This window comes from Advenella incenata (assembly GCF_004217095.1).
GTDB classification, from domain to species: domain Bacteria; phylum Pseudomonadota; class Gammaproteobacteria; order Burkholderiales; family Burkholderiaceae_B; genus Advenella; species Advenella incenata.
In genome coordinates this window covers 97105-109417 of the sequence record NZ_SHKO01000001.1, presented here as the reverse complement: position 1 = coordinate 109417, position 12313 = coordinate 97105, and the positions used below count along the sequence as shown (strand labels likewise).

The 12313-nt window shown below is 48.3% G+C and carries 12 protein-coding genes; 8 read left to right on the top strand and 4 right to left on the bottom strand.

Features of this window, described 5'->3' with window-relative positions; genetic code table 11:
- Positions 1–153 precede the first annotated feature (153 nt).
- The 4 genes from EV681_RS00465 (at position 154) to EV681_RS00450 (ending at position 4678) form a co-directional block, all read left to right on the top strand.
- Positions 154–834 (top strand): response regulator, encoded by a 681-nt coding sequence (locus EV681_RS00465; RefSeq protein ID WP_242612084.1) that lies wholly within the window; start codon positions 154–156, stop codon positions 832–834.
- Between the two features lie 24 nt (positions 835–858).
- On the top strand, positions 859–2769 hold the full coding sequence (locus EV681_RS00460; RefSeq protein WP_130303037.1) for a sensor histidine kinase: 1911 nt from the start codon (positions 859–861) through the stop codon (positions 2767–2769).
- 293 nt (positions 2770–3062) lie between these two features.
- Positions 3063–4175 (top strand): hypothetical protein, encoded by a 1113-nt coding sequence (locus EV681_RS00455; protein ID WP_130303036.1) that lies wholly within the window; start codon positions 3063–3065, stop codon positions 4173–4175.
- A 65-nt stretch (positions 4176–4240) separates the two neighbouring features.
- Entirely contained in the window at positions 4241–4678 is a 438-nt protein-coding gene (locus EV681_RS00450; RefSeq protein WP_130303035.1) for a hypothetical protein, read from the top strand.
- A gap of 74 nt (positions 4679–4752) precedes the next feature.
- Here the strand turns inward: EV681_RS00450 and EV681_RS00445 are convergent, their stop codons facing one another.
- Positions 4753–5100: a hypothetical protein gene (locus EV681_RS00445; protein ID WP_130303034.1), complete on the bottom strand. Its 348-nt coding sequence runs from the start codon at positions 5098–5100 to the stop codon at positions 4753–4755.
- Between the two features lie 276 nt (positions 5101–5376).
- On the opposite strand from EV681_RS00445, the gene EV681_RS00440 reads away from it, so the two are divergent.
- Entirely contained in the window at positions 5377–5631 is a 255-nt protein-coding gene (locus EV681_RS00440) for a hypothetical protein (protein WP_128393407.1), read from the top strand.
- A 235-nt stretch (positions 5632–5866) separates the two neighbouring features.
- On the opposite strand, the gene EV681_RS00435 is transcribed toward EV681_RS00440, so the two are convergent.
- Complete coding sequence (locus EV681_RS00435; RefSeq protein ID WP_130303033.1) at positions 5867–6784, bottom strand: PhzF family phenazine biosynthesis protein; 918 nt, start codon at positions 6782–6784, stop codon at positions 5867–5869.
- A gap of 259 nt (positions 6785–7043) precedes the next feature.
- Positions 7044–7988 (bottom strand): LysR family transcriptional regulator, encoded by a 945-nt coding sequence (locus tag EV681_RS00430; RefSeq protein WP_130303032.1) that lies wholly within the window; start codon positions 7986–7988, stop codon positions 7044–7046.
- A gap of 68 nt (positions 7989–8056) precedes the next feature.
- On the opposite strand from EV681_RS00430, the gene EV681_RS00425 reads away from it, so the two are divergent.
- A complete protein-coding gene (locus EV681_RS00425) occupies positions 8057–8674 on the top strand; it encodes an FMN-dependent NADH-azoreductase (protein ID WP_130303031.1) in 618 nt (205 codons plus the stop codon).
- Between the two features lie 287 nt (positions 8675–8961).
- On the opposite strand, the gene EV681_RS00415 is transcribed toward EV681_RS00425, so the two are convergent.
- On the bottom strand, positions 8962–9549 hold the full coding sequence (locus EV681_RS00415) for a TetR/AcrR family transcriptional regulator (RefSeq protein WP_207226982.1): 588 nt from the start codon (positions 9547–9549) through the stop codon (positions 8962–8964).
- Between the two features lie 137 nt (positions 9550–9686).
- Between EV681_RS00415 and EV681_RS00410 the strand changes: the two genes are divergently transcribed.
- The gene (locus EV681_RS00410) at positions 9687–10718 is read left to right on the top strand and encodes an NADP-dependent oxidoreductase (protein ID WP_130303029.1); all 1032 of its coding nucleotides are present in this window, start codon (positions 9687–9689) and stop codon (positions 10716–10718) included.
- A 571-nt stretch (positions 10719–11289) separates the two neighbouring features.
- On the top strand, positions 11290–12174 hold the full coding sequence (locus tag EV681_RS00405; RefSeq protein ID WP_130303028.1) for a hypothetical protein: 885 nt from the start codon (positions 11290–11292) through the stop codon (positions 12172–12174).
- Positions 12175–12313: the final 139 nt, after the last annotated feature.

Sequence of the window (12313 nt, the reverse complement as noted above, 5' to 3'; positions counted from 1 at the left end):
ACAACAAAAATTAAAGCATCTTTGTGTTTTTAAGAACATCACTAGAAGTAGTGATATTGCAAAACTGTTACATTTCGTACAATGAGTCCAGACGCAATTCAGTCCCGCACTGAAACGACAAAGATAATAAAACAGATCCAAATGAGGTTATGCATGCTTAACTTAATGGCTCCGGTACTGATTGTTGAAGACGACAGTGTTATGCAACAACGCCTGCGTTCGATTCTTTTAGATATTGGCTATGCAGATGAAGCTTTGCAATTTATGGGCTCAGTCGCGCAGGTGAAGCGCCATGTTGACTATTCTCAGATTGCTCTGGCATTGATTGACCTGGGCTTGCCGGATGGTAATGGAATCGAAATTATTGAAGCGCTCAGCAATACTCGGGCTGAGATTCCTATTTTGGTCATTTCCGCCTGGAGTACCGAGGCGGTAATTATCAGTGCTTTGCAAGCAGGCGCAACCGGCTATATTCTTAAAGAGCGCGACGATATCGAGCTAATGGTCTCTATCCGCAGTGTTCTCAAAGGCGGTGCCCCGATTGACCCTTTTATTGCACGTCACATTCTAAGCAGGCTTGCCTTGCAAATTGAAGTACCGGCACAAGCCATACCTGACGCATATAAAAAAGAGCCGCACAGTATTAATTTAACCGGACGTGAACATCAAATTCTGAATCTTGTTGCTTCAGGCCTGAGCAATCAGGAAATTGCAGATCATATTTTCTTGTCACGTCATACGGTTGAAACACATATTCGGCACGTCTACCGTAAGCTCGCGGTCACCAACCGTACTAAAGCCATTAGTCGAGCACGCACAATCGGTTTACTGTGAACATTAGGCAACAAAGGCAACATCATGCGCGCGCCGGTTAATACCTTACTATTGCAAATGGCTGGCATCGTGCTGGTCTTATTGTCTTGCTTTTTTACAAAAAACACCTGGGCACAATCTGACAATAATATCTGCGCCCCAAGCCTTGATGCTGCGTACGCAGTGCAGTCTGATTCGGATTCACCCGATTCAATAGCACAAGCTAATTGGCAACGCGTAACCGTCCCGGACTACTGGACTGAACGCTGGCCGAACCATACAGGAGTGGTCTGGTATCGCGTAGACTGGCACGCACATTGTCCGGAAGACAAGTCAGACCCGCCACTTGCATTACTGGTCAGTTCAATGAATATGGCGGGTCAAGTGTGGCTCAATGGTCAACTCTTATGGTCTGACGCCAATCTTAGCGAGCCGCTTTCGCGCAGTTGGAATTCTCCCCGTTTCCTGAGCCTGCCCAGCCAATCGATCAATTATTCAGCTGCCAACCAATTTCATTTTCGTATCACGGGCGATACGCTTAGCTCGCCAGGCTTGGGACACATCAGCGTGGGCGACACACAGAATGTTATTGCACAATTTCAGGAAGCCACCTGGAATCAACGCACCATTTTTTACCTAAATATTATTTTGTCTCTAACCTTAGGCATGGTTTGCTGCTGTATTTGGCTATTTCGCCGTCAAGAGTCCGCTTATGGCTGGTACGCATTAGCATCTGTTTTTTGGGTATGTTTTGCTTCCAGTACGCTGATTACCGAAACGGCCCCTTTTAGCAACACCACTTCCTTCACGCAATTTAATATCGCATTTTTTACCCTTTTTATTGTCTGTTTCTGCATCTTCTCATGGCGTTTTCTGGATAGAATATTTCCACGGACCGAAAAATTATTTTTCGCTCTCGCCCTAGTGCTTATAGCAAGTATCTGGCTGGTTCCTGATGCTTATCTACCTAATACTCTACTGGGTATTTTTTTTGCTTCAGTCCTGCTATTTAGCCTGAATAGTTTGTTTGTCTCCTTTCTCTGTTTTCGCACGAAGCAACTTGAATTTTGGCTATTGGGCGTAACGCTTATCGGTTGCCTGACCATAAGTAGCACCTCTTTTCTCTCCCTTTTTCATGTACTTGGAAATACCTCCGTCGTACTGCCTTACACCTCACTTTTATTTGCGATTTTTCTAAGCATTATTCTCGCCATGCGTTTAAGCAAAAGTTTGCGGCGAATTGAGCGCTTCAATGAGGAACTGAATCAAAAGATTTTGGACGCGGAGAAGAAGTTAGAGTTCACTTTAAATGACCGCCATACATTAACCATAAAAAATCATCAATCAAAAGAGCGGCTGAATCTTGCGCACGAACTGCACGACGGTTTGGGTAGCTCCTTGGTTCGCGCCATGACACAGATTAGTTATGCCAAACAAACATTGAGCCATAAGCATGCCTTGTCCATCTTAAGTCTGTTACGCAATGACTTAAGGCAGATTATCGACAACTTCTCAGAAAGCCAAATCAAGCTTCCAAGCAACCCAATTTATTGGCTGGCTCCGTTACGCAATCGGTTTGCGCAAATTTTTGACGACATGCAGATTACCTTGCAATGGGAAGTTGATCCTGAATGGATCACAGCGCCCAGCGCGATGCAATGCTTAACGCTGTATCGGGTAGCCGAAGAATCATTGACCAACGTTATCAAGCATAGTCAAGCAAGCGCAGTAAGCTTCCGTTGTTTCATAAGGGCCGACGATGTGCAATTGCAGATTATTGATAACGGCGTCGGCTTCAATACAGTTGATATTGGCCGCTCTGGTTTCAGCGTGGGCATGCATAGCATGCGATCGAGAATTGAACGGCTTGCCGGGATACTTGAGATTCAGTCCAGACCTGGTGAAACTTCTATCGTCGCACGCTTACCTTTTGATCTGAAAAAAGTCGAGCTATAGACGATTGGTCTGCACATATGAACCACAGCGCCATAACAAGAAAAGATAACATTGAGATAAGCCAACGGGGTTCTCATCGACGGCAGGCCCAAATTTTGCTTTATACTTTTAACCTGCTTTGGCGATCATCGGTGCGCAGCGTTCGTGCGTAGGCACGGCTGCTTGAAACAGGTAGCGTCATCGTTGCAATAGCAATTTTTAATTCAAAGCGTCCTGCGCATGTTTACCGACACCATACCTGTGATGCGAACTGTCACTGTTATGTTTACGTACGTTGAAATGAATTTCTCATAATGGTGACAAATCTGATCGCGAATCGTTACTCCACTCGACTACAGGCCCTTTTACTCAAACCTCTGCTGATTTCGCTATTGGCTATTCTGGGCGCATGCGCCAGTATTGGCCCTGATGCGATTCGTAACGATCAGGTCGATTATGCCGACTCCATCGGACAAGCGGCAACGCGTCAGTTACTGCTCAACTTGGTGCGGGTGCGCCATCGTGAGGTGCCGTCTTTCATCGCAGTCAGCCAATTGGTAGCCAGTTACGCGGTGGAGTATCGCGGTGAGGCCAGCCTGTCTGTCCTGAATCGCGTAACGTCAGCCGCTCAACGTCAGACACTTAAGGAAACCGGTGGTCATTTGCTCGCGGCGGGCAGCTATAGTGATCGACCGACCATCACATATTCACCGATTCGTGGAGCAGATGCGGCTCGCATGCTCTTAAATCCCATTCCTCCGGGCGTACTCTTTGCACTTCTGGCGTCGGACCAGCCGGCCCATCTTGTGCTTGGCATTCCTGTCGCAGCCATTAACGGAATTCGCAACGTCACCGGTACCCGGCAGGAGCTGATCAATGAAGGCAAACAGTTTCGTGAAATTGTGGGACTGTTTGATGAACTGTCCAGTGAAGAACGGCTGGCCTTGCGCTTTGTAGAAGAAAACGGCGTTCGAGTTGCCCATCTGGTCCTGGCAGACAGAAATGCGCCTGGTCCTCGGGAAAACCGGCTTCGCCAATTGCTGGATATGGACGCTTCTAAACACGACCTGCCAATTGTATTTGGCCTTGGCAGAGGCCAGCCAGAAGAGCTCACCATCCATACCCGGTCAATCATAGAGGTCATGCGCGCCTTGTCTCAGGTCGTGCCGCTCAGGCCGGGTTTTAAAGGGGAAATGACTAACGGGATCAATCCGGTTGATCCCTTGCTCACCAATGTGCGTATCCATGCTGGTAATTCGGCTCCTTCGGATGCTTTTGCTGCGGTATCACACAGGGGACACTGGTACTGGATAGACCAGGATGATGTCGACACCATAGAGTTGATTTCGTTTGTCATGCTGTTGCTGAATGTTGCAGATACAACCAATAGCACGCAACTGCCCATTATTACAATTCCGTCCAGCTAAACAACCGGTAAGGCGGTCAGATAAAGTATGTTTGGATTAAATTTACCGTATGGAGTGTTGAAACAATGACAAGCCGCTTTATAAAAATTATTTTCTTATGCTCTGTGGTCCTGTTAGGATCGCAAGGCGTCGCTCAAACCGTTGCTTCCCAGCCAACACAGACTGGAAATAGTGCAGTCACGACCGCTAATGCTCAAACAGAGGCAACGTTTCCCCCCGGTACATTCGGTGGTGACGACATTAATCTGAAACTGGATAACCAAGGTAAATATTTAATCACTGGTGGTGCTGTAGAGAAGCCCGAACACGGTACCTGGACTATTGAGAAAAAAGGCAAGCACACCCTTATACACCTTATTTCCAACAACAAGAAAGACGATGATTGGCTATTTGGTGTGAGATCAAAAAACACGCTGCAATCTGTTGATGCGGGCAAATTAAACGTTCTGGATAAGCCGCTGAACATCAACGAGGATGTTGGAATTCTGACGCGAGAAAAATAGAGGGTGCGGCGCCGCGTAAATAAAAAATAGGGGGCCTAACATAGCGCCCCGAACGCTGCGGCTTAAGGCAAAGCCTAGGGAAGTTTTGAAGCGATAAACGCGGCTTCATACGCATGGCCTGGGTAGGTACTATTAATTTTCTGCGTCAGCTCTTGCTTGCTCGTCTTTTTACGGTAAGCGTCATGCAGCCATACCAGAAATTCATTTTGCTGCACTTTCGTATCAATCGGTATCCGTTTATATTTTGGATCGGCTTGTATCTGGTTCACCAAATTATCAAACCACGCATTAAATGGTTTATCTTCAACAGCAGCGATTGCACGAGGATCATTTGATGTTGACGCACACCCCTGGATCAGGGGGACACTCAAAGCCAGGCCAATTGCAATTGCAGAACTGATTTTTTTAAAACGAATATTCATTTCAAACCCTTTTTATGACTGTGTTTTGACAGATTCGGCCAACAGCATGACCTTGAAAAGCAGACAAAAAAATTGAACCTTGCTCAAGTGTGCCATATCGCTGTTTGCAGAAACGACATGATTCTCAGAGTGAGGCAAGAAAAAATGTAAGCAAAGATAAATATCACACTCGAAATAGTTATTAAATTATATGGTTATATATGATCGATCTCATCGCGTTGCATAGACACAAATAGATGATTTAATATCAGTTATCACTTTATCAAAGGAATAAAAATGATTCATCGGCTTCTCCCCGCAAAAACGGCATTATTTGCAGGTTTGATTGTTATGGGCGCCTTAAGCGGATGCCAGGCATTAGACGAAATGGAAGCAGATGGATATCGCGAACAATGTGCAAATCTGGGAATACGGCCCGGGTCAGCAAGTTTTGATCAATGCATGTTGCAACAACAAGCGCTCAGCGAAAATGAAACTGAGCATTCTTTGGACCGTATGGAACGAGAAGAAGAAGCCAAGCGCAAAAAATAATCAATTGAATTTCCGGCCCTTGCCCGTACAGCGAAGCGTCCACCCTAAACAAGAGAGCGAAATCATCCATCAGCAGTTGGTTTATAACCAACGCTAGTGGTGGCTTGGGGGCTGTAAATTGCGTGCCATGCTCTCGCTTCCGGCCATAATGCCGTTGCAGCAGCACGAGATCCTGCTCGTATTGCCACGCAGCTCCGGCTCTAAGCGCAATGACAACGTTAGCAAACCTGCAGCGCTAGTATGCAATTTCACCCTTCATCACAAGCACACAAGAACCGGAAATGGTCACGTCGCTGACGACACCTTCGTTCTTTATTACCTGGATGCCGATTGAACTGCGTCTACCCATTTCAACGCCCTGCTCAATGGTGAGCGAGCGGACGATGTCTGGTTCTGGTACCAGTGATACGAGGTAGGCGCCAAGTGCCGCCGACGCACTGCCCGTCGCCGGATCTTCAGAGACGTTGTCCAGCGGTGCGAACATGCGGGCTCGGATATCCCAAGGTGAGCTGGTAGAACGTACGTACACAAAGAGTGAGAAATCGTGGCTGCCCTCCAGCGTTGGGCCTGCTGCGTCTTTGAAACGTGCCAAATCCGGTCGGGCAAGAGCGAGCGTTGGCAGATCCACCAGTTCAGCCACGACAAAGCTTAACCCCACCGAGACGACCAATGGGCTATGTGTAGTCGTACGCACCGCCTCTGGAGGGATTGAAACACAACGCGCGACTGTCTCCGGATTGATTGTTCTGCCGGTCGTGAAGGGCTGGGGTGCACGAACCGATGCGGACAGGATCTGGTTGCCGTCACGCTTCAGATCCACGCGTACCAGGCCAGCCTGTTCTTCGAAGCGTAACGTGCTGCCTACTGGTTTTCCGAAAACCTCGGACTGTTGGCCAAGCACAAAGGCTGTTCCCACATTCGGGTGCCCGGCAAATGGTACCTCCGCGGTAGGGGTGAAGATGCGAACCCGCGCCGTGTTCTCGGGGTTTTCTGGAGGTAGCACGAAGGTAACTTCGGAATAGCCGAATTCTGCGGCAATCTTCTGCATATGAACATCACTCAAACCGCGTGCATCGGTTATGACCGCCAGCGGATTACCCTCGAAGCGTGTGCAAGTGAAGACGTCGACGGTTGTAAAACTAACTTTGTTCATGGAGACTCCAACAAATAATCTGATTTTAGCGTCTGTCAGCAAGACACCTGCCCAATACAATGAGTGAAAATAGTTTGCGTGACTTTAAACCCTTTTTTATTAATTGTGAAATTACATCATCTCGACATTTCATATTTAGTGCGAATATTTTTTAAAAATATTCCCCCCAAGCGTCTGAATATAAAAGCATAATCCGATCATTAACGAATACTGGACCTTGTGTCACAACGCTCAAAAATGCCAGTACGCAACATTGTCATCAGGCGAAACGTTGCTTCAGTTCTGTCATCAGCCACTGTCCAGCTGGTCCAAGCACCTCGCTGCGTTTGTGGGCAGCATAGATAGTAAGCCCTTCTTCTGGCGTGGGGTCGTCAAGAATGTGCAGTAATGCAAGATTTCCAGCGGCAATATCACTTGCTACCAGATGTTCGGGCATGCGGCACCAGCCAAACCCGGCCATCAGAAAATCCATACGACGACCAATGTCAATGAAGCGCCACCGCCTTGCGCTTGAAATACCATAGTCCGGTCCCTGTGTCGCTACAGGATCTGAAAGTACAAGCTGAACATGGGCCTCAAAGTCACTTTGCATAACAGGGCGCTTAAGGGATGCCAAAGGATGCCCCGCTGCCACGACGGGCAACATTTTTATACGAAGTAAAGGATATGCCACAACATCTTCTGGTACTGCGGGAAGCAGCAGGCAAATTCCCATAGCCGCCGTTGCATTGCGTAACCGTCTTAGTGAACCACCCAGCCCTTCTGTTGAAAAGCTCACCGGCAGATCAGGAAATTGTGTACGCAGCAAGCGCAAACTTTCAATTAATGGTGCCGTTGGAACTAAAGGATCAATGGCAATAGTCAGCTCAGGCTCCAGGCCCGAACGGGTTCCCTTGGCCACCGCCTCAAACCGCCCTGCGCTGGCTAAAACCAACCTGGCGTGTTCAACGAGCACACGGCCGGCCTCGGTAAGACGTGGGCGGTGTCCACTTCGATCAAACAACAAAATACCCTGTGTTCCCTCTAATGAGGCAATGGCCTGACTGATCGATGACTGCGCGCGCGATAGGGCTTTACTAGCCGCAGAGAAACTCCCTGTCTCGACAATTGCCACCAGTACGCGTAGCTGATCAAGTGTAAGGTTTCCGATCAAAATGCCTCCCTTGGCCGTATATCCATCGGTAAATATGATTAAAACTATCATATTTTTATCACTTCCGGTGATAGACCCTGCGGGATATAGTGTCGTCACACACATCAAGGAAGAACAGCATGACCACACTTTTAGTTGTAGAAACCAGCCCCAGAGGATCAGGTTCAATCTCGCGCAACATGACTCAGTCATTTTTGCAGCGCTGGAAAATCGCTAATCCGTCGGGTGAAATCATTGAGAGAGATCTGGTAAAAACCGATTTACAGTTCATCACGGAACATTGGCTTGAGGCATATTTCACCCCTGCCGATCAGCACACTTCACAGATGAAAGAACGGCTACAGCTCTCTGATGAACTTATTGATGAATTGCAGGCGGCCGATCAACTTGTGATAGCGACACCCGTTTATAACTATAACGTTCCGGCCTCACTGAAAGCGTGGATCGATGCCATTGTTCGCAAAGGCAAGACGCTTGGATTCGATGGTCATGGCCTGGTCACAGATAAAAAAGCAACCGTGCTTATTGCCTCAGGCGGCGTTTATACTGAAGGGGCGTTTCTTCAGGATCGTGATATTGCGACGCACTATCTTCGTTTAATTCTTAAAGTTATTGGCATTACTGATGTCACTTTCATCGCTGGCGGCGGTGCCAAGGCCGTGGACTTAGGTGAACTTACGATGGGATCATTTGTGGAGAAATTAAGTCCCGAACTTGTTCTGGCTGCTGCAAAGTAACGTATTAATTTACCGGTGCCAACCACCACGTTTTATTCAAAAATAGTGAATAAATAGGATGGGCATATTTCTTGATTACATATTGTTCTTCTTGGGTTGCTCCTTCAGATGCTTTTTCTGCGATATCACACATGGAATAAATTACTGACAATCAACGAGGCTGTTGGGGTTCTGACGCGCGAAAAAATAGACGGTGCGGTGCGGCTATCAAAGAGTTGGGGCTCTGACGTAGAACCTCAACGCTTCTGAATAGTGCGAAACCCAGGGTAAAACAATATTTCACAGGTTCATCGTAGCAGCCCCGAGAGCAACACACGAAAGCTGGCAATCGCTTGTTCCGATGCTTTATGTGGATCGTCAGCGCCTGCAATCCAGAGCGAAGCGTTCAGCGCCGCCCCGTTGACCAGATAAGCGGTTGCCTGCGCATCCACCGGTTTGATAACGTTCTGGTCGATTAGGGCCTGAATGCTGTTCATGGTGCTGACCAGGCAAGCACTGTGGCTGGCAGCCCGCGCCGGATCTCCAAGAACTGCCGGGCCATCCAGCAGGACGATGCGTTGAATCTCCGGCTCAAGCGCCAGCTTGATCCACTCAACACTCTCCTGGACGAAGCCCTCCCACGGCGTTTTCGCCTGCTTGACTACAGCACGTAACCGCGCCGCTGATTCTTCATCTATCTGAGCAATAACTGCTTCGAGCAAGCCTTTCTTGCCACCGAAGTGGTGGTACAGCGCACCGCGTGTCAATTCGACATCCGCAGTCAGATCCTCCATGGCGGTTTCGGTATAGCCCTTCTCTGCAAAAGCTTTTCGGCCCGCAGCAATCAGCTTGCTGCGTGTATTCGCGATCATATCCGCACGTTTTTGCCGCGCCATTGAAGCCCCCCTGATAAATAATTAATGCATAGACATGCATTACGTATGTTAATATAATAATCACATACATTGTGTATGTCAGTGTAGCGAGAAGCCGCTTACCAGGTAAACTCATTAACCATAGGCAGGAGAATGTAATGACAACGTCATCAAATCAGCAGGTCGTGCTGGCAGCGCGTCCCGATGGAGATTTGAAGCCAACCGACCTCCGACTGGAGGACGTGGCAGTGCCCATCCCCGAGGACGGCGAAGTACTGCTGGAAACCATTTATTTATCAATAGACCCCTACATGCGTTGGTGGATGAGGGCCGAGAAATCCTATAACGACCCCATCGAGATCAATCAGGTCATCGTGGGGGCAACGGTATCGCGCGTGAGGCAGTCCCGTCATGGCGACTGGCAGGTCGGCGATTGGGTACTGGCCTTTTCCGGATGGAAACATTTTGCCATTTCGAATGGCAGCGACCTGCGTCGACTAGATCCTGACGTAGCACCGCCCTCCACCGCACTTGGCGTGCTTGGAATGACCGGCTTCACGGCCTATGCAGGACTGCGCAATATCGGTAAACCTAAGCCCGGAGAAACCGTAGTGGTCGCGGCAGCGAGCGGGGCAGTCGGCTCTATGGTCGGACAAATCGCCCGTTTACGTGGAGCGCGGGCGGTAGGTATCACGACCGGCGCGCAGAAGCTTTCCTACTTGACGGACGAACTTCATTTCGATGCCGTAGCTGATTACAACGCACCGGACTTTGCAGAGCAGCTAGCCAAAGCCTGCCCGGACGGGATCGATGTTTACTTCGAGAATGTCGGCGGAAAGATTTGGGATGCCGTGCTCCCGCTCTTGAATACCTATGCCCGCGTCCCTGTTTGCGGGGTCATCTCCCAGTACGAGAAGCCGTCCGGCGCGCAGGAAAATATTGATCGCCTCTCCAACACAATGACGCAGATCATGGGCAAGAGCCTGACCTTACGTGGTTTCATCCAGACAGAATATGCCGAAGAACAGCTAGCCGACTTTCTTCAGGAGGCGGGGCAGTGGATCGCTGACGGCAAATTGCGTTATCGCGAACACATTACCCATGGTTTGCATACGGCGCCGCAAGCCTTGATCGACCTGCTCAAAGGACGAAATTTCGGCAAGACAATTGTTCAGGTGGGCGAGCCATAACCGGCAGCATGGTGGTCAGCGCCAAAAGCGATTCATTAGCTTCTGTCGCTGGCCGGATTGGATCCTGGCGGCCAGGAAATATTTGTCCTCCATTCTTGTCCCAGCATCGTGTGTTAAAGAATCGGCCATAGATTACATCCGATCCGCGCGGTAACCCTATTGACAAATGGGTCAGTATTGAAATGCCCAGACCATTTTCAATAGCGCCACGCAATAGCGAGGCGCTGAACAAGGTTGCGTCCCGCCTCGGAGAAGCTGCGAGCATCCGCCGCTTTTACAAAAAATGCGATTTTGCTGCGAGGTTCCATGAATGGACCAGTTAGAGAAATTTGTCTTATATGTTAAGAAGAATATATCTAAATGTCATAGCAGATAAGTGCCTACAGAATAAACTGCTAAAAAGTTGAAATTCCATTAGAGGGATGAATTGTTGCTTTTAAACAAATCGAAAAAAAATTTCAATTAGTAAGAAAAATTGAGCGTTCGTATGCTATTTTAAATATGCCAAATGTAATATTTTTTAGAACTTAACCCTTCGCCTGAAACTAGTTTTGAAATGTAGGATGCATAAATGAAACAGCTACAACAGTGTGAGTATTTTGATGTGAATGAGGTTTCCCAGCGCATTAATATACAAAGACCTTATTTTGCTTTTGAGAGGCTCTGGCAGGATGGCAACTCACTCGTTGGCGATTTTTCAGCTGAGCAGCCTCGGTCATATGAGGCGGGTCCGGTGGCATCGGGCGAACTAGGACGACATTTAGCTATTTTGGGCAGCTGTACGGCCGTTGCGCTTCATGATGGGCCCGAAGCATATTATTTGGCAACCAAAGCCCAATTTACACGTAAATATGTGAACCCAGCCTCGAACCATGAGATTTACTCTGCAAGCGCCCAAGTAATGAACATCGATAAACGGACGTTGAATATTTCAGCTCAGGCTTGGGGTAGTGAAGCAATAGCCGAACTCAAATGCGAATATGTCATTCTCTCCCCTTCTTTGTTCAAGCGAAGCTTTAAACATTATGCAAGTGAATATTGCCCATCCCCTATAGAGTCTCCTTACCAACACGCTATTGCTCTTCACGGATTGGACTATCACGATTGCGGACTTAACGCTTACGCAGGGCCTTTATCCCCAGACCAATGCGCGGGTCATTTTTCTTTTTATCCGTGTTGGCCAGTAGCAATTATCGCGCAAACAGGGTCACAGGTTACCGGGGAATTTTTGAGAGAAAATTTTGGTAAAGATGTGCGTTTCCACGTACGAAGCACCAAGCTATCTGCGGAAAAATTAGTTGGAGCCGGTACAATTCTAAAGTTCAGTATTGAGATAACAGAAGACAATTTCCCTGTGCTCGGGACTGTTACGCGGGTCTATCGCGACGATGAAGAGGTCGCTCAACTCGTCAACGTTCTTGAAATAGTGCTTCCGACATCGTCACATGATTCTTGACTCTCAAGCTCTTCCCAAAAAGAAAATAATGGATTAGTGTCGGCTGAAGAACTAACCGGGTCACTGGTTTTTGGATCAACGGGCGTTGATACACATTGGTGGGGTGCCGATAGTGAAGGATCGGCCGGTTTCTGATCCA